Source organism: Nocardioides sp. WG-D5 (genome assembly GCF_054031175.1).
The window spans coordinates 2,191,573-2,218,543 of sequence record NZ_CM132928.1 but is presented as its reverse complement, the minus strand read 5'-3'; the positions used below and the strand labels follow the sequence as shown (position 1 = coordinate 2,218,543).

Below are 26,971 nucleotides of genomic sequence, written 5' to 3'. Positions count from 1 at the left end.
ATCTCGCGGGTCGGCATACCACGATGGCGTTGTGTGCGGTTCGTTGCAAGAATTTTCCGCACTTGAAGGTGTCTGATCCGGGCCATGGACGACTAGGGCACAAGGTCCCGGTCATCCTCACAGATTAAAGTCGGCGGGTTTCGAGTCGGTAACGGACACGCGGCGGGAATGCATGCTCATCGGCCGTCTGGCAACTGTGACGAAGTAGTCGTGCCCGGGAATGAACAGATCCGCCGCGATGGTTCAGAATATGGGTGGAACGTTCAAAAGGTCTCGTTTGAGGTAGGGGATTAGGCAATGTCAGCGGACCAGGCAAAGCACCGGGTCGTCATCATCGGTTCAGGCTTCGGGGGACTCTTCTCCGCGAAGGCGTTCAAGGGCCGCGACGACGTCGAGGTGACCTTGATCGCGAAGACGACCCATCACCTGTTCCAGCCGCTGCTCTACCAGGTGGCGACCGGGATCCTGTCGCAGGGCGAGATCGCTCCGCCGACCCGCGACATCCTGCACCGGCAGAAGAACGCCCGTGTGCTGCTGGGTGAGGTCAGCGAGATCGACACCGAGGGCAAGACGGTCAAGGCGAGCATCCTCAACCAGGAGATCGACGTTCCCTACGACTCGCTGATCGTCGCCGCCGGCGCCGGCCAGTCCTACTTCGGCAACGACCACTTCGCCGAGTTCGCGCCCGGCATGAAGTCGATCGACGACGCGCTCGAGCTGCGTGGCCGGATCTTCGGTGCCTTCGAGATCGCCGAGCTGACCGCCTCGCGCGGCGAGCCGATCGGCGACCTGCTCACCTTCGTCGTCGTGGGCGCCGGTCCGACCGGTGTGGAGATGGCCGGCCAGATCGCCGAGCTGTCCCGCCGGGTGCTGAAGAAGGACTTCACCCACATCCAGTCCGAGAAGGCCCGGGTGGTCCTGGTCGACGCCGCGCCGCAGGTGCTCCCGCCGTTCGGCGAGAAGCTGGGTGCCAAGGCCGAGAAGGCCCTGGAGAAGGCCGGTGTCGAGGTCGTCCTCGGCGCGATGGTCACCCACGTCGACGAGTTCGGCATCGAGATGAAGTTCAAGGACGGCCGCACCGAGCGGATCGGGTCGATCGCGAAGATCTGGGCCGCCGGGGTGCAGGCCTCCCCGCTGGGCAAGACGCTCTCCGAGCAGACCGGTGCCGAGCTCGACCGTGCCGGTCGGATCGCGGTCAACCCCGACCTGACCCTGCCGGGCCACCCCGAGATCTTCGTGGTCGGCGACATGATCAGCCTCGACCACCTTCCCGGTGTCGCGCAGGTCGCGATCCAGGGTGGCAAGCACTCCGCCAAGACCATCAAGGCTCGCCTGAAGAACAAGCCGGAGCCCGGCAACTTCAAGTACTTCGACAAGGGCTCGATGGCCACCATCTCCCGCTTCAACGCGGTCCTGATGATGGGCAGCTTCAAGCTCTCCGGCGTGCTGGCCTGGTTCGGCTGGCTGCTGGTCCACCTGGCCTACATGACCGGGTTCCGCAACCGGCTCACCGCGACCCTGCACTGGATGATGTCGTTCATCGGCAAGGACCGCTCCGAGCGCACCACCACCATGCAGCAGATCTTCGCCCGCGAGGCGCTCGAACGCGTCCCGGGCGGCATGGCCGCGCTCATCGACGACCCGGCCGAGGTCGCTCTGCAGGTCGAGCGTCGCCGCAAGGAGCTCGAGGACCACGCTGCCGAGGAGTCGCGTCTCGCCGACTCCCACAGCGCCTCGTAGGTCCACCTGCCTCCTGGCCGGCCCGCCGCAGACGATGTCTGCGGCGGGCCGGTGTCATTTCCGCGATCCAGGATCCCTGCTTGCTATTGTTTGCGGGCACGGTGTCTCATTAATCTGTTGATGACACCCAACGGAGGAGGACGACGTGGCCGAGACGACCAAACGGCTGGTGGAGACCACCGACGGGCTGACGCTCGCGGTCTACGAGCGCGGGCCGGCCGATGCCGAGACCGTGGTGCTCGTCCACGGCTACCCCGACAACCACTCCGTCTGGGACGGGGTCGCGGAGGTGCTCGCCGAGCGCTTCCACGTCGTCGCCTATGACGTACGCGGGACGGGGGAGTCGGGGGTTCCCGACTCGACCGCCGGCTACCGCCTGGCGCAGCTCTCCGCGGACTTCAAGGCGGTCATCGACGCCGTCTCGCCCGATCGGCCGGTGCACGTCGCCGCGCACGACTGGGGCTCGATCCAGACCTGGGAGTCGGTGACCGACCCGGCCCTGAGCAGCCGGATCGCGACGTACGTCTCGATCTCGGGGCCCGACCTCGGGATGGCGACGACGTGGCTGCGCGAGCGGACCCATCTGGGGAGCTCGGTGCGGCAGCTGGCCCACTCCTGGTACGTCTTCGTCTTCCAGCTGCCGCTGCTGCCCGAAGCGATGGTGCGCTCGGGGCTGCTCGCCCGGTTCGTCGGTGGCGGGTCGCGACCGACCAAGGACCAGGTCAACGGGGTCGAGCTCTACCGGGCCAACTTCGTGCGCAAGCTGCTTCGCCCGGAGCCGCGGCCGACCGGCGTGCCGGTGCTGGTGATCGCCCCGCGCGGCGACGACTACGTGACGGTGCCGCTGCAGACCGAGGCGCCTCGGGCGTACGTGTCGTCCCTGGTCACACAGGTCATCGAGGGCGGACACTGGGTGGTGGCGACAGAACCCGAGCTGGTCGCGGGCGAGATCGTGGCCTTCATCGAGAAGGAGGACCGATGAGCAAGCAGACGAAGGAAGCCAAGCGCGGGCACGAGCCTGCCAAGGTGGCCCTCCATCCGCGGAACGTGAAGTTCGACTGGAGCCGGCTGCCCCTGGTCTGGATCCCGGGCGAGGCCTTCGCCTCCCACTACATCAGCGTGCTGCACCTGCTCCTGCCCGAGGGCGAGCGGTGGTTCGTGAAGGTGTTCTCCGAGATCCTGCCGCTGATCGAGGACGACCAGCTGCGCGAGGACGTGATCGGCTTCATCGGCCAGGAGGGCGTGCACGCCGCCGCCCACCAGGAGGTGCAGGACTACTTCAACGACAACGGCCTCGACGTACGTCCGTTCGCGGCCGAGATCGAGGCGCTGTTCCGCAAGATCCTGGGCGACCGCGACCTGACCGGCCGGGCCAAGGAGGAGTGGTTGATCGAGCGCGCCGCGATCATCGCGGGCCTCGAGCACCTCACCGCCGTGCTCGGCAACTGGGTGCTCAACTCGCCCGCCCTCGACGAGGCCGGTGCCGACGAGACCATGCTCGACCTGCTGCGCTGGCACGGCGCCGAGGAGGTCGAGCACCGCAACGTGGCGTACGACGTCTTCCAGCATGTCGACGGGCGCTACCTGCGTCGCGTCCGCTCCTACCTGCTCGGCGGCACCGCGCTGCTCCTGCTGTGGTGGCGCGGCGCGGGCTACCTGATGAGGAACGACCCGACCGAGCCCGATCCGGCCGAGCGGCCGAAGGCGAGTCTGCTCAAGCTGATCGACGCCGAGCGTCGCGGGCTGGCGCCCGGGATCGTCCGTATCGGGTGGGCGACCTGGAAGTTCTTCCTGCCCGCCTACGACCCGTCCAAGGAGGGCTCGACCGCTCAGGCGGTGAGCTACCTGGCCAAGTCGCCGGCAGCCCTGCGCGCCGACGCCATCGCGGAGCAGCACAGCGCGGAGGGCAAGTGACCAACCCTGCTCACTACAGCGTCCCGGACATCCCCGACTCGAAGCTCTACCGGGGCTTCGAGGCGATCGTCGGCGGCTACTGGACCAAGGCCGCCTACCGCTCCTGGCGGCGCCGTCGGCCGCTCGGGCGGATCGACCGGGACCTGCGCGTACGCATCAGCCGGATCGACGAGGAGGGCCTCGACGTCAAGGCGATCTGGTTCGAGCGTGAGGACCCTTCGACAGGCTCAGGACAACGCGGCGGTGATCTGCCGGCCTGGGACCCGGGCGCCCACGTCGACGTGGTGCTGCCCAGCGGCCGGCTGCGGCAGTACTCGCTCAACTCCGACCCGGACGACCTCTCCGCCTACCGGATCAGCGTGCGCCGGATCGAGCCGACCGCGGGCGGTGGCGGTGGGTCGGTCGAGGCCCACTTCCTCTCCGTCGGCGACCGGCTCGTCCTGAAGGGGCCGCGCAACGCCTTCCCGTTCGTCGACTCGCCCGCTGGCTACCTCTTCGTCGCCGGCGGCATCGGGATCACCCCGATCCTGCCGATGCTGCGCGACGTGGTGCGGCGGGGCGTGCCGTACGAGTTCGTCTACACCGGGCGCTCGCGCGAGACCATGCCGTTCCTGGAGGAGATCCGGGAGATCGTCGGCGACCACGAGATCCAGCTGTGGCCCGACGACGAGATGGGCGTCCCCGACGCGGCCAAGATCATCTCGATGGCGCCCGAGGGCGCGGCGCTCTACTGCTGCGGGCCGATGCCGATGATCGACGCGATCCGCGCCCAGATCCCCGACCCGCTGATCGACACGCTCCACTACGAGCGGTTCTCGCCGCCGCCGGTGCTCGGCGGCCGCCCGTTCCGGGTACGCCTCGGCGACTCCGACGTCGAGGTGGAGGTGGGCGCCGAGGAGTCGGCGTTGACCGCCGTCCGCCGGGTGCGGCCGGCCCAGGCGTACTCGTGTCAGCAGGGCTTCTGCGGCACCTGCCGGGTCCGGGTCCTGGAGGGCGAGGTCGAGCACCGGGATCATGTGCTGACCGACTACGAGCGTGACGGCCACATGATGCTGTGCGTCTCGCGGGCCAAGGGGACCGTCGTGATCGACGGCTGATCTCCGGCTGCTCGATAACGGTTTGCCCGGCGGGCCGTGGCCCTGATGTCCTGTGCCTCATGACTGCCCTCGCCGTTCCGTCCATCGATCTCTACGACTCGTGGGCGGCGTGCGTCGCCGAGTTCGGCGGGGCTCACATCGACGGCGCCGGCATCCCCGACGAGGAGGCCGCCGACGTGAGCCGGGAGGCGTGCGAGCGGCTGGTCGCGAAGGCCGCGCGGGAGCGCGACCTCACGGTCCCGCCGCCCGCCGGGCGGGTGCACGCCTCGTCGTTCTGGATCACCGAGGGCGCCGAGGTGGTCGGGTTCGTCCAGCTGCGGCACGCGCTCAACGAGTTCCTCGAGAACGTCGGTGGCCACATCGGCTACTCGGTCCGCTCCTCGGCCCGCCGCCGGGGGCACGCCGCACGGGCCCTCGGGCTGGTCCTCGACGAGGCTCGCGCGCTCGGCCTGGAGCGGGTCCTGCTCACCTGCGACGACGACAACACGGCCTCCGCGCGGACCATCGAGTCACAGGGCGGGGAGCTCCAGGACGTCATCGACGCGGCTGCGTACGGCTACGGGCTCACCCGGCGTTACTGGATCAAGCTGTGAATGAGGAGGGCGTTGCCACCGAGGTCGAGCTCGAGTGGGCGCTGGCCGGTGACTCCGCTGCGCCCGTCGAACTGGTCGAGGAGGTGCTGAGGGCGCTTCGGACCACGGGGCGTACGCCCGAGGTGGAGGTCGCCGTGCTGCGCGCCGCCGCGTTCCGGCTCGTCTCCGAGGACCGGCTCGACGAGGTCGGCCGGGGCTGGCTGGAGCTTCTCGACGCGGTCCGGGCGCACCCGGACGCCCGGCTGGCGGACCTGCCTCCGGCGCGCACCGACTGACGTCTCGGCCGGAGTCCGTCAGCTCGACAGGGAGCGGCGGCGGCTGGCCAGGCTGGAGAGTCCCTGGGCGGCGGCGCGGACCAGGGTCACATGAGCCTCGGGCCGGAAGCGGCCCACGGGTCCGGTGATGCTGATCGCGGCCAGGGCCTTGTCGCCACCGTCGGTGAGCACCGGGGCGGCGACGCACTGCAGCCCGACGGCCGACTCCTCGCGCTCGAAGGCCACGCCGTTCTCGAGCGCGGCGGTGAGCTGCCGCTCGAGCAGGCCGGGGGCGACGATCGTGTGCGGCGTACGCCGCTCGAGGGGGCTGCTGAGGACCTCCTGCTGCACCTCCGGGTCCGAGAAGGCCAGCAGGATCTTGCCGATCGCGGTGCAGTGGACGGGCATCCGCCCACCCGGCCGGGAGGGGGTCTTGGCCTGGCGGTGGCCGCCGATCTTGGCGACGTAGACGACGTCGTGGCCCTCGCGTACGCCCAGGTGGACGGTCTCGTGGGTGCGCTCGTAGAGGTCCTGGAGGAAGGGCATCGCCAGTTCCAGGAGCGAGCGCTCGACCGAGGCACGCATGCCGAGCTCGAAGAGGCCGCCGGAGAGGCGGTAGCCGAGGTTGGTGCGGTCCAGGAGCCGGTTGGTGACCAGGTCGCCGGCGACGCGATGGACGGTCGCCTTCGGGAGTCCGGTGCGGCGGACGAGCTCGGCCAGGGAGAGCACCTGGTCGTCGACGGTGAAGGCGCGCAGGATGGTCACCGCCTTGCCGAGCACGGTGTCGAGATCGGCAGGCTCGTGTGGCATGGGATCACCGTACCGGTCAGCGGGACGCCGGGCCCTCTGGTTCGGCCCATCTGCTGAGACCGTGGTCGCATGAACGAAGTGACCTCCCCGGCCGATCTTTCCGGTGGCGTCGTCGGCGATGCTGCCGTCGCGGCCGCCGCCGACCGGCTGCTGACCGCGGCCGCCACCGGCACCCCTGTGCCGCCGATGCGGGACCTGCTCGAACCGACCGATCTGGCGGCTGCGTACGCGATCCAGGAGCGGCTCACCGCCGCCCGCGTCGCCGGCGGTGCCACCATCGTGGGCCGCAAGATCGGGCTCACCTCGAAGGCGGTGCAGGAGCAGATCGGCGTGGACACCCCGGACTTCGGCGTGCTCTTCGACGACATGGCGTACGCCGACGGGGACACGCTCCCCGCCGACGCGATCCTGCAGCCGCGGGCCGAGGCCGAGATCGCGTTCGTCCTCGCGGGCGACCTGGCCGACGGCGATCTCTCCTACGACCAGGTCCGGGAGGCCATCGACTACGCCGTCGCGGCCATCGAGATCTGCGGCAGCCGGATCGCGGACTGGAAGATCGCCTTCGGGGACACCGTCGCGGACAACGCCTCCGCCGGCGCCTACGTCCTCGGGAGCGAGCGCCGGCGGCTCGACGAGTTCGAGCCCCGCGAGGTCACCATGTCGATGTCGATCGACGACGAGGAGGTCTCGACCGGCACCGGTGCGGCCTGCCTGGGCGACCCCGTCAACGCGGTCCGGTGGCTGGCCCGCTACGCCCGCGACTTCGGCGAGCCGCTGCGTGCCGGCCAGCTGATCCTCTCCGGCGCGCTCGGCCCGATGCGGCCGATCGCCGCCGGCAACACCGTTCGTTCCACCGTGTCGGGCCTCGGCTCGGTGGCCTTCAGCGTAGGGAAGTGACTCCATGGGCAAGGTGAAAGTGGCGATCATCGGGTCGGGCAACATCGGCACCGACCTGATGATCAAGGTGATGCGTACGTCGCAGCACCTGGAGATGGGCGCGATGGTCGGGATCGACCCGGCCTCCGACGGTCTGGCTCGCGCGGCCAAGTTCGGCTTCGCGACGACGTCGGACGGCGTCGAGGGGCTGATCGGGCTGCCGGAGTTCGACGACATCAAGATCGTCTTCGACGCGACCTCGGCCAAGGCGCACGTCGCCAACGCGGCCGCTCTGGAGCCCTACGGCAAGCGGCTGATCGACCTCACGCCCGCGGCGATCGGGCCGTACGTCATCCCCGCCGTCAACATCGACGAGCACATCGACGCGCCCAACGTGAACATGGTGACCTGCGGTGGCCAGGCGACGATCCCGATCGTGGCCGCGGTCGCGCGAGTCGTGCCGGTGGCCTACGGCGAGATCGTCGCCTCGATCTCGTCGCGCTCCGCCGGTCCCGGCACCCGGGCCAACATCGATGAGTTCACCGAGACCACCTCGGGCGCGATCGTGCAGGTCGGCGGCGCCAAGCGGGGCAAGGCGATCATCATCCTCAACCCCGCCGAGCCGCCGCTGATCATGCGCGACACGGTCTATGCGCTGGTCGAGGGCGGGTCCCGGTCGCTGGAGGAGCTCACCGCGGAGATCACCGAGTCGGTCGAGAAGATGGTCGGCGACGTCGCTGCGTACGTCCCCGGCTACCGCCTCAAGCAGAAGGTGCAGGTCCATCCGATTCCTGAGGACCAGCCGGTGGAGACGCTGCTCGCCTCGCCCGACGAGGCCCGGCCCACGCATCAGGTCTCGGTGTTCCTCGAGGTCGAGGGCGCCGCGCACTACCTCCCGGCGTACGCGGGGAACCTCGACATCATGACCTCGGCCGCGCTGCAGATGGCCGACCGGATCGCTTCGTCCAAGGAGGCCGCGCGATGAGCACGCCCATCTATGTCCAAGAGGTCTCGCTGCGCGACGGCATGCACGCCGTACGCCACCGGATCACGCCCGAGGACGTCAAGCGGATCGTCATCGCCGCCGACGAGGCCGGCGTCGACGCCATCGAGGTCGCCCATGGCGACGGCCTGACCGGTGGGTCGGTCAACTACGGTCCCGGCTCCAACTCCGACTGGGAGTGGATCGAGGCGGCCGCCTCGGTCATCAAGAACGCCCGGCTGACCACCCTGCTGCTTCCCGGCGTCGGCACGATCCACGACCTGAAGCGGGCCTATGAGCTGGGCGTGCGGTCGGTGCGGGTCGCGACCCACTGCACCGAGGCCGACGTCTCGGCGCAGCACATCGCCGCCGCCCGCGAGATGGGGATGGACGTCTCCGGCTTCCTGATGCTCTCGCACATGGCCCCGCCCGAGCAGCTCGCCGAGCAGGCCAAGCTGATGGAGTCCTACGGCGCCCACTGCGTCTACATCACCGACTCCGGCGGCCGGCTGACGATGAACGACGTCCGTGACCGGGCCCGTGCCTACCGCGACGTGCTGAACGACGAGACCGAGATCGGCATCCACGCCCACGAGAACCTGTCGCTGTCGGTGGCCAACTCCGTCGTCGCGGTGGAGAACGGCGTCTACCGGGTGGATGCGTCCTTGGCCGGTCACGGCGCCGGCGCCGGCAACTGCCCGATCGAGGCGTTCATCGCCGTCGCCAACCTGTCCGACTTCAAGCACAACTGCGACCTGTTCAAGCTCCAGGACGCCGCCGACGACATCGTCCGCCCGCTCCAGGACCGCCCCGTCCGCGTCGACCGGGAGACCCTCACCATGGGCTACGCCGGCGTCTACTCGTCCTTCCTCCGCCACGCCGAGAACGCCTCCGCCCGCTACGGCGTCGACACCCGCGACATCCTCATGGAGTGCGGCCGTCGCGGTCTCGTGGGTGGCCAGGAGGACATGATCGTCGACATCTGCCTCACCAAGCTCGCCGAGCGCGAGGCCGCCGGCGCCTGACCTGGCTGTTCAACTCGAAGGTCGCAGTCACATGATGGCTGCGACCTTCGAGCTTGTCTTCGGGTCAGGCGGCGGGCACGGCGAGCGCGGAGGCAAGCGCTTCTGTCAGAGACTTGGCGTAATTGGGCGCATACCTTGCTGCCCAACCACCTGCGCGCTCGATGAATTCGGAGAGCCGAACGTCCGCCGCGTCGAGTGCGGCCTTGAGCTCGCGCTCGCTGGTCTGTATCTGAGCGGTGATGTCATCGCCTTCATCACCATCGTCCTGCACAACCGTCGCAACGCCGTGTTCGAGAGTAACCCCAATGCTTGGATCATGACCGAGCCATACCCCGCTATTGGCGGTGAGAGAGTCGCGCAGTTCGTGGCGCTCATCGATGCTCAAGCAACAACCGGGCACGATGGTCGTTGCGCCGTAGGTAAATCGCGGACCGCCCCATCCTAGGGGCCGCGTTGGGTCCTGGGGCGAAGGATCGAGCGCACGCTCAAGATAGTCCGTGATGGTCTGCGCAGGTTTGAGGTTCTCGTCGAGGTAGAACCAGTGGAGTACCGCGTGGACTGCCGAGCCGATCTCGCGATCGCTGCACTCGCGGCTGAGGGCGACATGCGTGAACTTGTTGCCTCCGAGGACTGGCCAGAGTGAAAAGTCGATCTCGTCGGCTGTTTCGATCACGATGTCGACTCGCAGGCGTTGTGGAGTCACGACAAGGAGGTTATGGCCGCATCGGGGCACGGTCATGCGGTTATCGGGAAATCGCGATACCGTTGCATTATCGGGTTTTCCCGATACGCTCCTCCTATCGGAAAATAGCGATAGGAGGAGCGAGCGAGATGAGTAGTGCGCGACTGCGGGCGCCCGCCGACTTCGGCCTGGCGATTCAGCAGGCAAGGCTGGCCGGCGGCATGACGCAGACGGATCTGGCGGCTGCGGTAGGCGTGCCACAGAGCACGGTCAGCGACGTCGAATCAGGCAAGTCGACGATCTACATGCGCCGTCTCCTCGACATGATGCGCGCAACCGGAGTCGAGCTCACTGCCACGTGGGAGGACGAGCGCGATGCGGCTCGCGGTTGAGCTCTACGGCACGATCGTCGGCGAGCTGATCGGCCCACCTGCGACGTACGACTTCGTCCCGAGCAATGACGGAGTCGAGCGCTTCGGGGCGAACAGCTCCGTGCTCTCGGTGGCCGTTCCCCTCGTCGCCGTGTCGCGCAAGCATCAGGCCTCGCGGCGCCGCAACTGGTTCGCCGAGCTGCTACCCGAGGGGGACCAGTACGACTACATGCTGCGGCAGGCGGGGCTGCGGCGTGGGGACCCCCTGGGGTTCCTCGCTCGCTACGGTCGTGATGTCGCAGGAGCGCTCCAGATCTGGGATCTCGATGACCCGACAGAGCCGAAGACGCCGTCGCTCCGACCTGTCGACGATGCCGGAGTCCGGCAACTGCTCGAGGATCCGGTCGGTGCGCCGCTGGCCAACGAGTCGTTGCTCGGGAAGTCGTCTCTCGCGGGTGTTCAGCCGAAGGTCGTTCTCGTTCGTCAGGACGGCGGGTGGGCGCGGGCACTGGGCGGTCATCCGACGAGCCACATTCTCAAGCCGCAGTTGGAACGACGTCCGAGTGTGATCTTCGACGAGGAGTACGGCACCCGGATCTCGCGAGCGCTCGGGCTGGCCAGTCACGACACCTGGATCGACGACTTCGATGGTCTGCCGACACTGGTCATCGAGCGCTTCGATCGCTCGGCCGCCGGACGGATTCACCAGGAGGATTTCAGTCAGGTGCTGGGAGCCTCGGGAGATCAGAAGTATCAGGAGTACGGCGGTCTGGTGAGCCTGCGTCGTATCGCCGATACGCTCCAGCGGACAACGCGCACGGCTGACATTGTGACCCTTGCGCGGATGGTCGTGCTCGCGGTCGCCGTCGGCAACCTCGACATGCACGCGAAGAACCTTGGCATCCTCCATCCGTTCGATGACGAACCCCGCCTCGCGCCCGCATACGACGTCGTACCTCAAGCCCACATCCCCGACATCGACGGGAAGATGGCTCTCGCCGTCAATGGGACATACCGCCACGCCGGTCTCACCACGGCTGATCTGGTCGCCGAGATCACGAAGTGGGGCGTACGTCGTGCCGACTCGATCGTGGCCGACTGCCTTGCGGACATCGCGGAGGTGGTGAGGAAAGAGGATCCGCTGGAGGGCGCCCACCCGAGGCTCCAGCAAGACATCTCGACCTTCGTACGGAATCTCCGCAACGACGACCCCGTTGGTCGACCCGGGAGTTCTGGGGTCGCTGGGTGACTCCACCGCTCCCGCGTTGGGCGAGCGTGACAGAGTCGTCCTGTGCGAACTAACTCTTCTCTCGACCTCCCGCTCGTCGGGCTGGCCGCGCTGTTCCTGGGGTCGGGGACCCTGCATCTGGTGAGACCCCAGGTCTTCGAGCCGATCGTGCCGCCGGCGCTGCCGGAGCCGCGCAAGGTGGTCGAGGTCTCCGGGGTTGCGGAGATCGCGTGCGGGCTGGGGCTGCTGCATCCGAAGACCCGCCGGATCGCGGGGCTGGCCAGCGCCGCGCTGCTGGTCGGGGTGTTCCCGGCCAACGTGCAGATGAGTGTCGACGCGGGGAAGCGGGCCAACCGGAAGCGGACCGCCAAGTCGGCCGGGTTCTTCGCCGGTACGCTGGCGCGGCTGCCGCTGCAGTGGCCGATGATCAAGGTGGCGCTGCGCGCCGGAAAGGGGACCGGCGCATGACGTACGTTCCTGCGGAGTCCCGCTACGACGCGATGGAGTACCGGCGGACCGGGCACAGCGGCCTGGACCTGCCCGCGGTCAGCCTCGGGCTGTGGCACAACTTCGGTGACGACCTGCCGTTCGAGCGGCAGCGGGCGATCCTGCGTACGGCCTTCGACGCGGGCATCACCCACTTCGACCTCGCCAACAACTACGGTCCGCCCTACGGCTCGGCCGAGGAGAACTTCGGCCGCCACCTGCGCGGCGACTTCGCCGGGCTGCGGGACGAGCTGGTGATCTCGACCAAGGCGGGCTGGGACATGTGGCCGGGGCCGTACGGGAAGATCGGCGGCTCGCGGAAGTACCTGATCTCCAGCCTCGACCAGTCGCTGAAGCGGATGGGGCTGGACTACGTCGACATCTTCTACCACCACCGCCCCGACCCCAGCACGCCGCTGGAGGAGACGATGGGCGCGCTCGACCAGATCGTCCGGTCCGGGAAGGCGCTCTACGTCGGGCTGAGCTCCTACTCCTCCGCGCTGACCCGCGAGGCGGCGGCGATCCTGCGCGACCTCGGCACCCCGCTGCTGATCCACCAGCCGTCCTACTCGATCCTCAATCGCTGGCTCGAGACCGACGGTCTGCTGGACACCCTCGACGAGGTCGGCGCCGGCGCCATCTCGTTCTCGCCGCTGGCGCAGGGACTGCTGACCGACAAGTATCTCGGTGGCAGCGTTCCCGAGGACTCGCGCGCGGCCAAGGCTCGGTTCCTGACCCCGGAGGCGCTCACCTCCGAGACGCTCGCCGGCATCGAGTCGCTCAACTCCCTCGCCACCGGCCGCGGCCAGACCCTGGCCCAGATGGCGCTCGCCTGGGCGCTGCGCGACCCGCGGATGACCTCGGTCGTCATCGGTGCCTCCCGACCCGAGCAGGTCACCGACTGCCTCGGCGCGCTCTCCGGTCCCGAGCTCACCAGCGAGGAGCTGGCCCGGATCGACGAGTACGCCGCCGCCACCGGCATCGACCTGTGGAAGCGCGACCGGGTCGAGGGCGACTACCGGGAGATCTTCAACTGAGGGCGGTCAACCGAGGCGTACGCCGTCGCGCTCGTCGTCCCAGGCGGCGGAGCTGATCCGCCAGCCGTCGCCGGTGCGTACGAACGACATCGTCTTCATGCCTCGGCCGGTGTGGAGCTCGCCTCCGGCGCGCCAGCGTTTGCCGTAGGCGCCCCACCAGTGGGCGATGTCGCCGAAGACGTCGATCCGGCCGGGCTCCGGCCACTCCTCGAAGTCGGCGATCTCGCCGCTGGTCAGCAGCGCGAGGCGCGGGGCGATGAAGGACTCGACGTCGTAGACCTCGGCCGGCAGCCCGCAGGTGCGCACCACGGTCGCGCCGGGAAGCATGATCCGGCGCAGATCGTCCAGGCGTGCGGCCGTGTCCGGTCCGGAGGTGAAGGCGGAGAAGAACGCATCCACCAGCGCCTCGATCGCGATCTCGTCCGACGTCGCTGCGGCCTCGCCGCGGGTGGTGACCATGCCCGGAACATAGCCACGCGCTCCGGATGTGGCACGTCATTTCGAGGCGGGGAGATCGACCCGGGCGCTAGCCTGCGCTCATGCGGGTCGATGAGTATCTGACGTACGACGCCACCGGGCTGGCGCAGCTGGTCGCTGCCAAGGAGGTGACCGCGGCCGAGGTGCTGGCCGCGGCGCGGGAGCGGGCCGAGGCGGTGAACCCGCGGATCAACGCGATCGTCGCCGACATCCCGGAGGCCGACGACCAGGTCGCAGGCGATGGCCCCAGCGGGCCGTTCGCCGGGGTGCCGTTCCTGGTGAAGGACCTGGCCCAGGAGTACCAGGGCCACCCGACGACCTACGGGTCCCGGGCGCTCGTCGACGACGTCGCCGAGGAGCACTCCTACTTCACCCGGAGCGCCCTGGACGCCGGTCTGGTGATCTTCGGCAAGACGAACACCCCGGAGTTCGGGTCGAAGGGGATCACCGAGCCGGAGCTGTTCGGACCCTCGCGCAACCCGTGGAACACCGACCACACGCCGGGCGGATCCTCCGGCGGGTCCGGGGCCGCGGTGGCGGCCGGGATCGTGCCGGCCGCCGGCGCCAACGACGGCGGCGGGTCGATCCGGATCCCGGCGGCCTGCAACGGCCTGGTCGGGCTGAAGACCACCCGCGGGCTGCTGCCGCTGGGCCCGCAGAGCCTCGACGCCTCCAACGGCTTCGTCGTCCAGGGCGTGGTGACGCGTACGGTGCGCGACGCCGCCGGTCTCTACGATGCGCTCCTCGGCGACCGGTCGCTGGCGATGCTCCACGCCCCGCACCCCGACGGGCCGTTCTCCGAGGCCATCGCGGCCGCCCCGCGCCCGCTCCGGATCGGGTTCACCTCGACCTCCTCGATCACCGAGCCCGACCCGGAGGCGATCGCGGCCGTCGAGGACGCGGCCAAGGCCCTCGAGGCGCTCGGTCACCAGGTCGAGGAGGTCGAGGCGCCCTACGACGCCGCCGAGCTCGGCCGGGACTTCCTCACCATCTGGTTCGCCTCGGCCGCTGCCGAGGTCGCCGAGGCCAAGCTCCGCGTCGGCGCCAAGAACGCCGACTTCGAGGCCGACACCCTCGCCGTGGCCGAGCTCGGCCGAGCCGGGGGAGTGGTCGCCGTCGAGCTCTCGCACATCAACCGCCGCAGCCACGTACGCCGGCTGAGCGAGTTCCACGAGACGTACGACCTGCTGCTCACCCCGACGCTGGCGAAGCCGCCGCTGAAGGTCGGACAGCTCACCACGCCCAAGGCGCTGCAGACCGCGGCGCGGGTGCTCCACAAGGTGCACGGCGGCCGGGTGATGCGGGCGACCGGGATGATCGACCAGCTGGTCGACGAGAACCTCGGCTGGGTGCCCTACACCCAGCTCGCCAACATCACCGGGCGTCCCGCGATCTCGGTGCCGACCTACCGGACAGCGGCCGGGCTGCCGCTGGGCATCCAGCTCTCCGGGCAGCTCGGTGACGACGGGCTGCTGCTGCAGGTCGCCGCCCAGCTGGAGGAGTCGAAGCCGTGGGCGGAGCACTGGCCGAAGCTCTGACGGTGTCATGAGGGCGTGCCCATGAAAGAAAATTTCCTTTCCCGCACGAAGCCGGTGCTGGAACGGCACTATCGAGGTATGACTCCGTCTCGGGACATGCTCATGACCTCTCGGCGCGCCCTTCTCGGTGGCACTCTCGGTGGAGTCGCGATGACTCTCCTCGGCGGTGCCGCGGTGGCCGCGACGCCGGAGGACCCGACCAGGGCGGCCCGGACGCTCGCGTCGCCGGCGGGCCAACCGCCGACGATCACTCCCGACGAGCTCACCTTCACCCCGCGCACCGTCCTGCGGCCCGGCCACCCTCGCCAGGTCGGCCTCGATCCGGCACAGATCGCGAGGATCCGCACCGAGCTGACCCGGTTCCTCGAGCCGACCACGGAGAACCCCGCCCACCCCCTGTACGCAGGAGCCACCGCGATCGCGGTCAAGGACGGCGTCGTCGTGGCGCACGAGAGCGTGGGCAAGGCGCTCAGGTACGGGCTCGACGGCACCACCGTCGTGGAGCTCCCGGCCGACCAGCAGGTCGCGGCGACCACGGAGACGATGTGGGACATCGCCTCGATGTCGAAGCTCTTCACCACGACCGCGATCCTCCAGCTGATGGAGCAGGGCCGCCTCGACCTCGAGGCACCGGTGGTCACCTACCTGCCCGAGTTCGCGCCGCACGGCAAGGACGCGATCCTCGTGCGCCACCTGCTCACCCACGTCTCCGGACTGCTCGCCGGCCCGTCACCGTCGCTGTGGGCGGGCTACGACACCTACGAGGAGCGGGTCGCGGCGATCATGGATACGACGCCGACGCACGCGCCCGAGCAGATCTACCGCTACTCCGACATCAACCTGATCACCCTCGGGCTGCTGGTCGAGCGGCTGTCGGGGAAGACGCTGGACACCTACGTACGCGACCACATCACCGAGCCGCTGGGCATGCGGGACACGATGTACAACCCGCCCGCCGACCGCCTCGACCGGGTCGCCGCCACCGAGTATCAGCCGTGGGCGGGGCGGCCGATGATCCGCGGCGAGGTGCACGACGAGAACGCCTGGGCGCTCGGCGGCGTCGCCGGCCACGCGGGCGTCTTCTCGACCGCCGCCGACATGGCGAGGTTCGGGCAGATGTTCCTCAACGGCGGTGTCTACGACGGCACCAGGATCCTGGAGGAGGACACCGTCAGGCTCTCGCTGCGTGACTACACCGGCGCCAGGTTCACCAGCTCGCGCGGCCTCGGCTGGGAGCTCGCCACGACCTGGTACCACGGCCCGATCTGGTCCCCGGTCTCCTTCGGTCACACCGGCTACACCGGCACCAGCATCGTGATGGACCCGATCGGCCACCAGCTCGTGGTGCTCATGACCAACCGCGTCCACCCGAGCCGCGACTGGGGCAGCAACAACCCCTCCCGCCGTGCCGTCTCCGACGCGCTGGGCATGGCCTCGGCGGTCCGGCCCGCGAGCGAGCGTACGTCGTGGTTCTCGGGGCGCGCGAACGCGAAGAAGGCGACGCTCGACGTGCCGCTCGCCGCCACCGAGGACGCGAAGCTCCGCTTCGACTACTTCTTCGACACCGAGCCGCGCTTCGACTTCGGCCGGCTGCAGTACTCCACCGACGGCACCACCTTCAGCGCCCTGCCGTGGACGCTCGAGGGTGGTGGCTGGAGCTGGGAGACCAGCGAGGCGGTCAACGGCTACGGCGGTCGCCGGTGGCTGCGCGGCCGGGCCGCCCTCCCCGCGGGCACCACGACGGTGAGGTGGACCTACGAGACCGACTCCTCCTCGCAGGGCCGCGGGATCTACGTCGACGGCATCGTGGTCAGCCAGGGGTGGCGTACGTTGTTCGACTCCTCGCGGCCCGCCGACGAGGCACGCATCGTCGCCGACGGCTGGGGTCTCAGCGACAGGTGACACGTCACCGATAGCCTCTGGCGGCATGACGCAGCCGCAGCAGCCGAATCCGTTCCTGGTCAACCAGCTTCGCGACGAGGCGGACGCCAGGGCGCTCCTCACGAAGGCCGTCGAGTCGAGCTCACCGGGTGCGCCGCGGGGGATCCTGGACGCGATCCGCGACCGGCTCGTGGACCTCGGGCCGGAGCTGGTCGCGGTCTCCCACGACCTCGCCGAGCACCCCGAGACCGGCTTCGAGGAGCACCGCAGCTCGGCCGGGCTGACGGAGTTCGTCGAGGCTCACGGCATCGAGGTCGCCCGGGGTGCCTACGGCCTCCCGACCGCTCTGTACGCCTCGGCGGGCGGCGCCAAGGACGGTCCGACGATCGCGGTGCTCTCCGAGTACGACGCACTTCCCGGCATCGGCCACGGCTGCGGCCACAACCTGATCGCGACCGTCGGCGTGGGTGCTTTCCTGGCCATCGCGAGCGTGATCGACAAGCTCGGCGGCCGGGCGATCTGGCTCGGCACGCCGGCCGAGGAGGGCGGTGGCGGCAAGGAGCTGATGGCGCAGAAGGGCGCCTTCGACGGCGTCGACGCGGCGATCATGATCCACCCGTTCACCTATGACACCTCCGAGCCGGTCTTCCTCGGCCGCAGGCAGCTGAAGGTGACGTACGTCGGGGTGCCGGCGCACGCCTCGATCCAGCCGTTCATGGGGCGCAACGCCCTGGACGCGGCCAACCTGCTCTACACCGGCGTCGCGCTCAACCGGCAGCAGATGCCGCCGACCGACCGGGTGCACGCGATCATCACCGACGGCGGCCTGCGCCCCAACGTGATCCCGGAGCACGCCTCGATCGAGTTCTACGTACGCTCCGCCTATCCCGAGACGCTCAAGGTCCTCTCCCAGCGGCTCGAGGAGATGGCGATGGGAGCGGCGCTGATGACCGGCTGCGGGGTCGAGTTCAGCTGGGACGAGTCGCCGGTCTACCTGCCGATCCGCAACAACAGCGGCCTCGCACAGGCCTGGAACCGCCGCTACCAGGAGCGCAACCACACCGTCCTCGCGCCCGGTGTAGTCCCGGACCTGCTGGCCGGCTCCACCGACTTCGGCAACGTCTCCTTCCGGATCCCCGGACTGCACGCGATGGTCAAGATCGCCGAGGCCGACGTCTCCCTGCACAGCCGCGAGTTCGCCGCTGCCGCGGTCACGCCGTACGCCGACGAGGTGCTCGTCGATGCCGCCTACGGTCTGGCCGCGGTGGCCGCCGACTACCTCTCCGACGCGAAGCTGCGAGAGACGGTCCGCGAGGAGTTCGAGGAGGCCGGTGGAGCGGTGGACGTTACCGAATTTTTCGGCTGATTAACGGTTGATGACGATTCGGCGGCGGTAATCCTGTTACCTCTTCACAATCGGAACCCGAAGGGGCATTGTTCCCTTCGTCGATCACTGAGATGGGGAGCCCCGCAATGCCTCGTAACACCCGAAAGCTTCGCCCCGCCGTGGCCGTTGCCGCCGTCGCTCTCGCGGCCGCCGCAGTCGCCACTCCGGTCGCGACCTCTGCCTCGGCGCAGACCAGCGCCGAGAGTGCTGGGAAGCACCTGGTCGATGTCCAGCTGCTCTCGTTCAACGACTTCCACGGCAACCTCGAGGCGCCGTCGGGTTCGAGCGGGCGGCTGATCACCGGCCACCACATCGACCCCGCCACCGGCAAGCCGGTCGATGACACCGTCAACGTGGGTGGCGTCGAATACCTCGCCTCCCACCTGGCCGAGGCCCGCAAGGGTCACGCCCGCTCCCTGACCGTGGCCGCGGGCGACCTGATCGGCGCCTCGCCGCTGCTCTCCGCCGCGTTCCACGACGAGCCGTCGATCGAGGCGCTCAACAAGCTCGGGCTGGACGTGACCGCGGTCGGCAACCACGAGTTCGACGAGGGCTACAAGGAGCTGCAGCGCATCGACGCCGGTGGCTGCATCGACGACGGCGACGGCAAGGACAACCAGAACTCCTGCGCCGCCCACGAGTACCAGGGCGCCGACTTCGACATCCTCGCCTCCAACGTGATCGAGGACGCCAGCGGCAAGACGATCCTGCCGGCCTACTCCATCAAGGAGGTCGACGGCGTCAAGATCGGCTTCATCGGCATGACCCTCGAGGCCACCCCCGACATCGTCACCGCCGAGGGCGTCAAGGGCCTCACCTTCAAGGACGAGGTCGAGACCGCCAACGCGCTCGTACCCGTGCTGAAGAAGAAGGGCGTCAAGGCGATCGTGACCCTCATCCACGAGGGTGCCAACCTGCCGAAGGAGAAGTGGACCGACCCGGCCACCGGCACGGTCTACGACGTCAACGCCCGCTACGACTACACCTGCGAGGGTGGCGGCGAGCTCGTCGCCGGCTCGCCGATCGTGCCGATCGCGCAGAACCTCGACCCCGAGATCGACATGCTGGTCACCGGCCACACCCACAACCCCTACGTCTGCGACGTACCCGACCCCGAGGGCAAGTCCCGCCTGGTCACCTCGGCCTCGTCCTTCGGCCGGCTCTACACCGAGACCAACCTGAAGTACAACCTCAAGTCGCGCGACATCGTCCGCTCCTCGGTCAAGGGCTCGAACCTGCTCGTCACCCGTGACGTCGCCAAGGCTCCCGAGCAGACCACGCTGATCAACACCTACAAGGAGCTGGTCAGGCCGATCGCCTCCCGGGTGCTCGGCTCGATCACGACCGACGTCAAGCGCGACCAGAGTCCTGCCGGTGAGTCGGCGCTCGGTGACCTGATCGCCGACGCCCAGCTCGCCGACCAGTCGACGGTGGTCAACGGGCAGGTGCCGGTGATCGCGTTCATGAACCCGGGTGGCATCCGTGCCGACCTGACCGCGGCCAGCTCGCCCTACGGCGAGGCCGTCGGCGACGTCACCTACGACGAGGCGTTCACGGTCCAGCCGTTCAACAACTACCTGGTCTCGCTGACCATGACCGGCCAGGACATCTACGACCTGCTCACCCAGCAGGTCACCGGCGCCAACGCGGCCTCGCACAAGATCCTGCAGGTCTCGAAGGGCTTCTCCTACCAGATCAGCCCCACGGGTCCGGTCGACGGCTCCGTGATGCTGAACGGTCAGCCGATCGACAAGGCCGCGTCCTACCGGGTCGTGACCAACAACTTCCTGCAGGGCGGCGGCGACGCCTTCGCCGCCTTCACGAAGGGCACCGACCCCTACTACGGCGGCCTCGACATCGACGCCTTCGCCGCCTACCTCGAGGCGAACTCGCCCTACACCCCGGCCGCGCTCGACCGCATCACCGGAACCCACTGAGAAAGGCACTTCCTTCGTACGCAGCGGGCCCGTCCAGCTCTGAGCTGGTCGGGCCCGCTGTGCGTAGTCAGCCATGGGGGCTCGCCGGCAGCCCGGCGACGAGAGCCGCCGCGGTCGAGGCCGCCGAGATGATGCGGCTCTCGGGGACCCCGCAGGCGCGAAGGCAGGTCGAGGCGATGGCGTCGGCCGTCTCCTCGTCGATCGTCACGCCGATGCTGCGGAGGCTGGTGGTGACCTCGACCAGGTGGATGAGCATCTCGCCGAGATGACGAGGCTCGGCGGTGTGCGCGGCGCCGGGCTCCGCGACCTGCGCCGCGATCCGCCCGTAGGCGCCGGCGAGCTCTGCGCGGGCGCTGCGGAAGGCGTCGAACGCCTCGCTGCTGGTCACGTCGGGATGGGTGGCCAGCACGCCGATGTTGTCCGGCGCCTCGGCGAGGGTGTGCAGGTCGACGAGCACCAGCGCGTAGAGCGCGGTCTCGGGACGCTCGGCCGCGGCCTGCTCGATCTGCTCGACCCGGTCGACGGTGGGCCGGACGGATCGCTCCAGGAGCTCGGCGAGGATCTCGTCCTTGCCGGTGAAGTGGTAGTAGAGCGAGGCCTGCCTGATCCCGACCTTCTCCGCGATCTCACGGGTGGAGGTGGCGGCGAAGCCCTGGGTCACGAACAGCTGCGCTGCGGCATGGAGGACCTGCTCACGTGGTGGGCTGGCCGTGGTGGCGGGAATGAGGCGTGGTCGGCCGGGTTGGGTTCGTCGGATGCTCATCGAGGCACTGCCTTCCTGTCGACGTCGACCCCGGGATCAGTAGAGCATAATATTTCGATCCCGCCAACCATGATGTGCATCTGGACGCCGACTATGCACATCAGGCAGGATGGGGTCCATCCGATCCGCCGAAGGAGGCTGCCGTCCGTGCCCCGCTCCAGCCGTCGAGCCCGCGAAGCGCTCACCGAGGCGCTCCGTGACACCCGCCGAGCCGCAGGCCTGACCGGAGCCGGCCTCGCGGACGCCCTGGGGGCGGGCTGGTCGCAGCCGAAGGTGTCGAAGATCGAGTCCGGTCGACAGGCGGTCTCCGAGGCCGAGGTCCGGGCCTGGGCGGCCGCGGTGGGTGCCGACAAGGAGATGCTGCTCGCGCTGCGTACCCGCGCGGACCAGGAGCACGCGGCCTTCCGCGACGCTCGTCCGGCGAGCGGAGGCGCGGAGCGGCGCCAGGACGCCTACGCCGCGACCGAGGTGGCCGCGACGGTCCTGACGAGCTTCCAGCCCCACAGCGTCCCCGAGCTGCTGCAGACGCCGGACTATGCGCGCGCCCTGCTGGCCCTGGCCGGTGGCTCCCGCGACGAGGCTGCGGATCGCGAGGACGTCTCCACCGTGATCGCGGCCCGGCTCAGGCGCTCGGCGATCCTCTACGAGGGCGGCCGGTCGATCACGATCCTGGTCGGCGAGGCGGCCCTCCACCATCTGGTCGGATCTCCTGACATCATGCGCGCCCAGATCGATCACATCGCCAAGCTGGCGACCACGACCCGGGCGACCATCGGGATCGTCCCCTTCGAGAGCTTCCCCGTGCTGGTCCAGCACGGCTGGGACCAGCGCGACCGGATCGTCACCCTCGAGACCAGCGCCGGCGACCTCGAGATCGCCGACCCGGTCGAGGTCGCTCGCTACGAGCACTGGACCCAGCTCCTGCTCGAGCATGCGCTGACGGGCGCGGCCGCTGCCGAGCGATGCGCCCGGATCATCAGCGAGCGGGGGAGGGCGTCGGCGCCGCGCGACGACCACGAATAGGAGACGGCGGCTGCTCCGGTAGACTCCCGGCGGGCCGTTAGCTCAGTTGGTAGAGCAGTGGACTTTTAATCCATGGGTCGTCGGTTCGAGACCGACACGGCCTACAGCGGGCTCGAGCCCCGAGCCGCATCTGCGACTCGGGGCTCGGCCGTGTGACGAGGGTCAGCTGGACTCTTCCTGCGGCAACGGATGGCTGTTGATCGAGTCGGTGATCGCGCCGGCGATCTCGACGAACGCCGCCGCCTGCTCCTCGGTCAGGGCGCCAGCCGAGGCTCCCTCCAGGCTCTTCCACAGGGCGGCGATGGGTTCCCGCATCGCCCGGCCCTTGTCGGTGAGATGGACGACCATCACCCGCCGGTCGTGCTCTGCCGGCTCACGGACCAGCAGTCCCGCTTCCTGCATGCGGCGCAGGGACTTGGAGACGGTGGAGTGGTCGAGGCCGACGCTCTCGAGAAGCTCGGACTGGGTCTGGCCCTCGCGGTCCAGCAGCTGCATCAGGAGCAGCTCCTGGCCCGGGTGCAGGTCCATCTTGCGCAGCAGGGCGCCGGCGTAGGCACGGTGGGCCCGGGCGAGCTGGAAGATCGCGTAGCTCATCGGCCCGCCTGCGGCAGTGGTGGGGATCTCGGGCATGGTCTCCGCTTCTTCAGCCTGTGTGGGTGGGGTAGTCGGTGTATCCGACCGCTCCGCCACCGTAGAAGGTCGCCGGGTCGGGAGTGTTCAACTCTGCCCCGACGCGCAGCCGCTCGACCAGGTCGGGGTTGGCGAGCGCCAGTGCACCGACGGAGATCAGGTCGGCCGTGCCGTTGTCGACGTCCTTGGCTCGAGTGGGGATGTCGGCGCCCGGCCGGTTGAGGATCAGGGTGCCGGGCCACTGCGCGCGGAGCGTGTCGAGCAGCTGCTCGTCGCCCATGTGCATCAGGTGCAGGTAGGCCAGACCCATCGGGCGCAGCGCCTCCACCAGCGCCGGATACAGCTCGTGGGTGTCGGACTCGACGATGTCGTTGTACGGGTTTCCCGGCGAGATCCGGATGCCGGTGCGCTCGGGGCCGATCTCCTCGGCCACCGCGGCGACGACCTCCACGGCGAAGCGGATACGGGCCTCGATCGAGCCGCCGTAGCGGTCCGTGCGCTGGTTGGCGTTGCCGGAGAGGAACTGGTGGATCAGGTAGCCGTTGGCGCCGTGGATCTCCACGCCGTCCGCGCCCGCCGCAACCGCCGCGGCAGCCGCGCGCCGGAAGTCGTCGACGGTCTCGGCGACCTCCTGCGTCGAGAGCGCACGGGGCTCCGGCATCTCCTGTGGGCCGGAGGCGGTGAACATCACGCCGGCCGGGCGGATCGCCGAGGGGGCGACGGGCTGGCGGTGGTGGGGAGTGTTGTCGGGGTGGGAGACCCGACCGACGTGCATCAGCTGGATGAACACCCGGCTGCCTGCCGCGTGCACCGCATCGGTGACCGTGCGCCACCCGGCGATCTGCGCCTCGTTGTAGATACCAGGAGTGAGCAGGTAGCCCTGGCCGTCGGCGGAGGGCTGGGTGCCCTCGGTGATGATCAGCGCCTTCGAGGCGCGCTGTGCGTAGTACTCGGCATTCAGCTCCGTCGGCACGCCCTCCGGGGTGGAGCGGTCACGAGTCATGGGGGCCATGACCAGACGGTGTGGCAGAGAGGTGCCGCCGAGGGTGATCGGGGCCCACAGGGATTCCAGCATGACAGTCTCTTTCGGTGAACGCGGTGGCCCGGTCGGCCACCGCAACAGGTGGGTTGGGGCGCTCAGTCGACGGTGAGGACGAGCTTGCCGCGTACGTGTCCCGCGTCGCTGGCCTGCTGGGCGTCGGCCGCCTTGGCCAGCGGGTACGCCGTGACGGTGGTGGTCAGCGTTCCGGCCGCGGCGTCCTGAGCCACGGCGGCCAGGCGCTCGACGGGGTGGTCCCCGCCGCCGGAGGAGAAGGCGACGCCCAGCTCGCCCGCACCGAAGTCGGCGATGGTGACGATGCGCTCGGTGCCGCCGCGCAGGGTGATGGAGTCGGGCAGGGCGCCCTTGCCGGCCAGGTCGAAGACCGCGTCGACGCCGTCGGGAGCCAGGGCGCGCACCCGCTCGACCAGACCCTCGCCGTAGGTGGTCGGGGTCGCGCCCAGCGAGGTGACGTAGTCCTGGTTCGAGGTGCCGGCCGTGGCGATCACGCGGGCTCCGCGGGCGATCGCGAGCTGGACGGCCACGGTGCCGACCGCTCCGGAGGCGCCGTGCATCAGCACGGTCTCCCCGGCGGTCACCCCCAGCTCGTCCAGGACCCGTTCGGCGGTCTCGCTGGCGACCGGCAGCGCGGCCGCGACCTCCCAGGAGAGGTCTGCGGGCTTGGGGGCCACGGCGGTGGCCAGGGCGTACTCGGCGTACGAGCCGGTGTCCGCCCAGCCGAGCACCTCGTCTCCGACCTGTACGTCGCTCACGCCCTCACCGAGGGCGTCGACCACACCTGCGACCTCGGCGCCGGGAATGGCGGGGAACGTCGTCGGGAACACGGCCTCGACCATGCCGGCGCGCTTCTTGCCGTCCAGCGCGTTCAGCCCGGCGGCCTTGACGCGTACTCGGACCTGGCCGGGGCCGGGGTGCGGAATCTCGACGTCCGCCTCGTGCAGGACATCCGGACCGCCGAACTCATCGAAAATGATCGCTTTCATGACACTCCACTTCGGGTCGCGTTGCTCTGGAGAATAAGGTGGCTAGCCACATATTCACCATAACAGCAATCATGTGGCTAGCCAAGTATTTCGGCGGTCGGAAGGGTCGGCGGGACTCCCGTGGCCCGGAAACTGCCTCGGAACCCGTGGTCGTACGTCCCGCTGAGCGGCCGTTTCACGGCTCTGTTGCGCAACCTTCACCGCTTCGCACGTAAAACGATCGGCGAAGGGGGGTTCGCAGCGGCCCACGAGTTGCTAGTGTCACTCCCGCAACAGGAGCAAGTTCCAGAAGGTCTGACGCCTGCGGAGTTTGTGATCCAACGGCGTTTCTGCTCTGTGCTCGCCCGGGCCCCGGTTCGGGAACACAGGTCGGAGCGACGTGTCACCCGCCCCTGATGCGGGGCTACCGAACCTGGTGGCCTCTCGCCCCGACTAAGGAGTAACGAGCAGATGGCTCAGGGCACCGTTAAGTGGTTCAACGCCGAGAAGGGTTTCGGTTTCATCGCGCAGGAGGACGGCGGCGACGACGTCTTCGTGCACTACTCGGCGATCCAGACGCAGGGCTACAAGACCCTCGACGAGAACCAGAAGGTCGAGTTCGACGTCACGCAGGGCCCGAAGGGTCCGCAGGCGGAGAACGTTCGCCCTCTCTGATGAGTAAGACGATCTCGGGTTCGGCGTGAGCCGACACTGATCATCTGCAACGAGGCCCCAGCCGTTCGGCTGGGGCCTCGTGGTCTGATTGGGGCCCTCTCAGGCCCATGTGTCACGCTTGATGTGACAACTTTTGATGGTTCTTGGTGGATCAGCGCGCAGATCCACCGAGACTGGGCGATGATGTGACGACGAGCTTTTCCAAGGTGACGTGAGGAGGCGGCGGGCGTGGCTGATCAGTTCGATGTGACGCTGGAAGATCCTGAGCTGCTCCTCGAGGTGGAGCTCACCACCAACCTCATCGTCGCCGCCAGCGAGTCCGAGGACCACCTCTCCCAGGACGAGATCGACCGCATCCTGGGGATCATCCCCTAGGGCCGCGCGGGCCCTCAGCAGGTCGCGAAGAGCAGCGGCCCGTTCGCCAGGTCGGACAGCACCGCCGTACCGTCCTTGGGCCGCAGCTGCATGGTGACGACCGCGTCGTCGGCCGCGACCTTCCCGAGCTCGAACCGCTCGTCGAACGTGCCGCCCTGGCCCGGTGCCGGTCCGACGGCGAGCTTGGCCCGGGTGTCGGCGTTCGTACGCGCCTGGTCGTCGTCCTCGAACGACATCGCCACACGTACGTCGCCGTTGCGTTCGGCCGCCATGGCGAAGCCCGCGATCGGGTTGAGGTCGCCGGCGGCGTCGATGAGGCCGTCCGCCTGGTCCTGGTCGGCGGCCGAGGCGCCGGCCAGCCCGATCTCGCTGCACGTGAAGTCGCCGTCGTAGATGAACGCGGAGAGCGGGTCGCCGAGCCGGTCGGCGGCATCCGTCATCGGCTCGTGCAGGTCGCCGTCGCCGAGGCTCTCGATCTGGTCGCTCAGGTAGCGACGGCCGTCCGAGGCCAGGATCAGATCGTGTTCGGGCAGGAAGGCGATGTAGGTGACCTGCGGGGTGATCGTCGAGTCGATGCCGGAGTCGGTGAAGGAGGAGAACGGGACCAGGGTGCCGTCCCAGACGCCGCCGTCGGCCGGATCGTCCTCCGGGGCGGCGAACCCCATCGAGGTGAGCTGGTCGACGAGGTGGTCGGCATCCATGTCCGCGAGGTGCCCGACCATCAGCGCCCCCTCGGTCGACTGCGTGTAGAGCTCCCAGTCGAGGGTCGCCGGGGACCATCCGAAGTGCTGCTGCAGCAGGCCCGAGGCGTCGGGCAGCACCGAGGTCGAGGTCAGGTCCTTCGTATAGGCCTCGTCGATCATCTCGTGGACCTCCTCCGGCGTGGAGTCGGCATCGAGGTCGGCGCCGACGCTCTCGCGGATGGCCGCCCAGTCGGTGAACGAGACCCGCGTCGCCTCGGCCGGGGCCAGCCGCAGCGCCTCGTCGAGATCGCCCCCACGGGTCGCCCACGCCCGGGCCAGGAAGATCACGAGCGCGACGACGACAACGCCCACCACGATGGTCAACAGGGGGTGGGCGCGTACGACTCGGGATGACCGACCGGCCCACATCCGGGGACGGTCGAGAAGCTGTGGGGTGCGGAGCATCCCGACGAACCTTAGACGAA

28 protein-coding genes and 1 tRNA gene are annotated in these 26,971 nt (G+C 69.2%); 21 read left to right on the top strand and 8 right to left on the bottom strand.

The window, feature by feature from the left end; genetic code table 11:
- Window positions 1-297 precede the first annotated feature (297 nt).
- The 6 genes from ACWZJV_RS10860 (at window position 298) to ACWZJV_RS10835 (ending at window position 5,619) form a co-directional block, all read left to right on the top strand.
- Entirely contained in the window at window positions 298-1,740 is a 1,443-nt protein-coding gene (locus ACWZJV_RS10860) for an NAD(P)/FAD-dependent oxidoreductase (protein ID WP_008360588.1), read from the top strand.
- Window positions 1,741-1,885: 145 nt separating this feature from the next.
- Entirely contained in the window at window positions 1,886-2,722 is an 837-nt protein-coding gene (locus ACWZJV_RS10855; protein WP_457181426.1) for an alpha/beta fold hydrolase, read from the top strand.
- The gene (locus ACWZJV_RS10850) at window positions 2,719-3,654 is read left to right on the top strand and encodes a metal-dependent hydrolase (RefSeq protein ID WP_196872687.1); all 936 of its coding nucleotides are present in this window, start codon (window positions 2,719-2,721) and stop codon (window positions 3,652-3,654) included. The genes ACWZJV_RS10855 and ACWZJV_RS10850 overlap by 4 nt, the downstream gene beginning before the upstream one ends.
- Window positions 3,651-4,751, top strand: coding sequence for a PDR/VanB family oxidoreductase (locus tag ACWZJV_RS10845; protein WP_457181425.1), 1,101 nt, complete (start codon window positions 3,651-3,653; stop codon window positions 4,749-4,751). Before ACWZJV_RS10850 ends, ACWZJV_RS10845 begins: the two co-directional genes overlap by 4 nt.
- A 59-nt stretch (window positions 4,752-4,810) precedes the next feature.
- Window positions 4,811-5,344: a GNAT family N-acetyltransferase gene (locus ACWZJV_RS10840; protein ID WP_457181424.1), complete on the top strand. Its 534-nt coding sequence runs from the start codon at window positions 4,811-4,813 to the stop codon at window positions 5,342-5,344.
- Complete coding sequence (locus tag ACWZJV_RS10835; protein WP_457181423.1) at window positions 5,341-5,619, top strand: hypothetical protein; 279 nt, start codon at window positions 5,341-5,343, stop codon at window positions 5,617-5,619. Before ACWZJV_RS10840 ends, ACWZJV_RS10835 begins: the two co-directional genes overlap by 4 nt.
- A gap of 18 nt (window positions 5,620-5,637) precedes the next feature.
- Here the strand turns inward: ACWZJV_RS10835 and ACWZJV_RS10830 are convergent, their stop codons facing one another.
- Entirely contained in the window at window positions 5,638-6,408 is a 771-nt protein-coding gene (locus ACWZJV_RS10830; RefSeq protein WP_196872691.1) for an IclR family transcriptional regulator, read from the bottom strand.
- 69 nt (window positions 6,409-6,477) lie between these two features.
- Here ACWZJV_RS10830 and ACWZJV_RS10825 point away from each other — a divergent pair, with 69 nt between their 5' ends.
- The 3 genes from ACWZJV_RS10825 to dmpG are packed head-to-tail and all read left to right on the top strand — an operon-like array spanning window position 6,478 to window position 9,291.
- The gene (locus ACWZJV_RS10825) at window positions 6,478-7,305 is read left to right on the top strand and encodes a 2-keto-4-pentenoate hydratase (protein WP_457181422.1); all 828 of its coding nucleotides are present in this window, start codon (window positions 6,478-6,480) and stop codon (window positions 7,303-7,305) included.
- 4 nt (window positions 7,306-7,309) lie between these two features.
- The gene (locus ACWZJV_RS10820) at window positions 7,310-8,269 is read left to right on the top strand and encodes an acetaldehyde dehydrogenase (acetylating) (protein WP_457181421.1); all 960 of its coding nucleotides are present in this window, start codon (window positions 7,310-7,312) and stop codon (window positions 8,267-8,269) included.
- A complete protein-coding gene (gene dmpG / locus ACWZJV_RS10815; RefSeq protein WP_008360599.1) occupies window positions 8,266-9,291 on the top strand; it encodes a 4-hydroxy-2-oxovalerate aldolase in 1,026 nt (341 codons plus the stop codon). The genes ACWZJV_RS10820 and dmpG overlap by 4 nt, the downstream gene beginning before the upstream one ends.
- A 64-nt stretch (window positions 9,292-9,355) precedes the next feature.
- On the opposite strand, the gene ACWZJV_RS10810 is transcribed toward dmpG, so the two are convergent.
- Window positions 9,356-9,994 carry a hypothetical protein gene (locus ACWZJV_RS10810; RefSeq protein WP_457181420.1) on the bottom strand — a complete coding sequence of 213 codons (639 nt, stop codon included), beginning with the start codon at window positions 9,992-9,994 and terminating at the stop codon, window positions 9,356-9,358.
- A 128-nt stretch (window positions 9,995-10,122) separates the two neighbouring features.
- Here ACWZJV_RS10810 and ACWZJV_RS10805 point away from each other — a divergent pair, with 128 nt between their 5' ends.
- Genes ACWZJV_RS10805 through mgrA form a run of 4 tightly spaced genes read left to right on the top strand, consistent with a single transcriptional unit; the run spans window position 10,123 to window position 13,095 of the window.
- The gene (locus tag ACWZJV_RS10805) at window positions 10,123-10,365 is read left to right on the top strand and encodes a helix-turn-helix domain-containing protein (RefSeq protein WP_008360601.1); all 243 of its coding nucleotides are present in this window, start codon (window positions 10,123-10,125) and stop codon (window positions 10,363-10,365) included.
- Window positions 10,349-11,593 (top strand): type II toxin-antitoxin system HipA family toxin, encoded by a 1,245-nt coding sequence (locus ACWZJV_RS10800; RefSeq protein ID WP_457181419.1) that lies wholly within the window; start codon window positions 10,349-10,351, stop codon window positions 11,591-11,593. The genes ACWZJV_RS10805 and ACWZJV_RS10800 overlap by 17 nt, the downstream gene beginning before the upstream one ends.
- 42 nt (window positions 11,594-11,635) lie before the next feature.
- Complete coding sequence (locus ACWZJV_RS10795; protein WP_196872695.1) at window positions 11,636-12,040, top strand: DoxX family protein; 405 nt, start codon at window positions 11,636-11,638, stop codon at window positions 12,038-12,040.
- On the top strand, window positions 12,037-13,095 hold the full coding sequence (gene mgrA, locus ACWZJV_RS10790; protein ID WP_457181418.1) for an L-glyceraldehyde 3-phosphate reductase: 1,059 nt from the start codon (window positions 12,037-12,039) through the stop codon (window positions 13,093-13,095). Before ACWZJV_RS10795 ends, mgrA begins: the two co-directional genes overlap by 4 nt.
- A 6-nt stretch (window positions 13,096-13,101) precedes the next feature.
- Here mgrA and ACWZJV_RS10785 read toward each other — a convergent pair whose 3' ends face one another.
- Entirely contained in the window at window positions 13,102-13,554 is a 453-nt protein-coding gene (locus ACWZJV_RS10785) for a DUF4440 domain-containing protein (RefSeq protein WP_457181416.1), read from the bottom strand.
- Window positions 13,555-13,634: 80 nt separating this feature from the next.
- Between ACWZJV_RS10785 and ACWZJV_RS10780 the strand changes: the two genes are divergently transcribed.
- From ACWZJV_RS10780 to ACWZJV_RS10765, 4 genes are all read left to right on the top strand, one after another.
- Window positions 13,635-15,110 (top strand): amidase, encoded by a 1,476-nt coding sequence (locus ACWZJV_RS10780; protein ID WP_457181415.1) that lies wholly within the window; start codon window positions 13,635-13,637, stop codon window positions 15,108-15,110.
- Window positions 15,111-15,260: 150 nt separating this feature from the next.
- Window positions 15,261-17,012 carry a serine hydrolase gene (locus ACWZJV_RS10775; RefSeq protein ID WP_457181414.1) on the top strand — a complete coding sequence of 584 codons (1,752 nt, stop codon included), beginning with the start codon at window positions 15,261-15,263 and terminating at the stop codon, window positions 17,010-17,012.
- Window positions 17,013-17,037: 25 nt separating this feature from the next.
- Window positions 17,038-18,357, top strand: a complete 1,320-nt coding sequence (locus ACWZJV_RS10770; protein ID WP_457181413.1) for a M20 family metallopeptidase — start codon at window positions 17,038-17,040, stop codon at window positions 18,355-18,357.
- A 107-nt stretch (window positions 18,358-18,464) separates the two neighbouring features.
- Window positions 18,465-20,315 carry a bifunctional metallophosphatase/5'-nucleotidase gene (locus ACWZJV_RS10765; RefSeq protein ID WP_040755907.1) on the top strand — a complete coding sequence of 617 codons (1,851 nt, stop codon included), beginning with the start codon at window positions 18,465-18,467 and terminating at the stop codon, window positions 20,313-20,315.
- Between the two features lie 67 nt (window positions 20,316-20,382).
- Here ACWZJV_RS10765 and ACWZJV_RS10760 read toward each other — a convergent pair whose 3' ends face one another.
- Entirely contained in the window at window positions 20,383-21,078 is a 696-nt protein-coding gene (locus ACWZJV_RS10760; RefSeq protein ID WP_457181412.1) for a TetR/AcrR family transcriptional regulator, read from the bottom strand.
- A 147-nt stretch (window positions 21,079-21,225) separates the two neighbouring features.
- Between ACWZJV_RS10760 and ACWZJV_RS10755 the strand changes: the two genes are divergently transcribed.
- Together ACWZJV_RS10755 and ACWZJV_RS10750 are read left to right on the top strand one after the other, a co-directional pair.
- Complete coding sequence (locus ACWZJV_RS10755) at window positions 21,226-22,101, top strand: helix-turn-helix domain-containing protein (RefSeq protein WP_457181411.1); 876 nt, start codon at window positions 21,226-21,228, stop codon at window positions 22,099-22,101.
- Window positions 22,102-22,132: 31 nt separating this feature from the next.
- Window positions 22,133-22,205: transfer RNA gene (locus ACWZJV_RS10750), tRNA-Lys, on the top strand.
- A gap of 58 nt (window positions 22,206-22,263) precedes the next feature.
- Here the strand turns inward: ACWZJV_RS10750 and ACWZJV_RS10745 are convergent.
- The 3 genes from ACWZJV_RS10745 to ACWZJV_RS10735 form a co-directional block, all read right to left on the bottom strand.
- Window positions 22,264-22,731 (bottom strand): MarR family winged helix-turn-helix transcriptional regulator, encoded by a 468-nt coding sequence (locus ACWZJV_RS10745; RefSeq protein ID WP_457181410.1) that lies wholly within the window; start codon window positions 22,729-22,731, stop codon window positions 22,264-22,266.
- A gap of 13 nt (window positions 22,732-22,744) precedes the next feature.
- Entirely contained in the window at window positions 22,745-23,806 is a 1,062-nt protein-coding gene (locus tag ACWZJV_RS10740) for an alkene reductase (RefSeq protein WP_457181409.1), read from the bottom strand.
- A gap of 62 nt (window positions 23,807-23,868) precedes the next feature.
- Window positions 23,869-24,774 carry an NADP-dependent oxidoreductase gene (locus ACWZJV_RS10735; protein ID WP_457181408.1) on the bottom strand — a complete coding sequence of 302 codons (906 nt, stop codon included), beginning with the start codon at window positions 24,772-24,774 and terminating at the stop codon, window positions 23,869-23,871.
- Window positions 24,775-25,224: 450 nt separating this feature from the next.
- Between ACWZJV_RS10735 and ACWZJV_RS10730 the strand changes: the two genes are divergently transcribed.
- Together ACWZJV_RS10730 and ACWZJV_RS10725 are read left to right on the top strand one after the other, a co-directional pair.
- Window positions 25,225-25,428, top strand: coding sequence for a cold-shock protein (locus tag ACWZJV_RS10730; protein ID WP_008360626.1), 204 nt, complete (start codon window positions 25,225-25,227; stop codon window positions 25,426-25,428).
- Window positions 25,429-25,656: 228 nt separating this feature from the next.
- The gene (locus ACWZJV_RS10725) at window positions 25,657-25,803 is read left to right on the top strand and encodes a hypothetical protein (RefSeq protein WP_008360628.1); all 147 of its coding nucleotides are present in this window, start codon (window positions 25,657-25,659) and stop codon (window positions 25,801-25,803) included.
- 14 nt (window positions 25,804-25,817) lie between these two features.
- On the opposite strand, the gene ACWZJV_RS10720 is transcribed toward ACWZJV_RS10725, so the two are convergent.
- Window positions 25,818-26,951 (bottom strand): hypothetical protein, encoded by a 1,134-nt coding sequence (locus ACWZJV_RS10720; RefSeq protein WP_457181407.1) that lies wholly within the window; start codon window positions 26,949-26,951, stop codon window positions 25,818-25,820.
- Window positions 26,952-26,971: the final 20 nt, after the last annotated feature.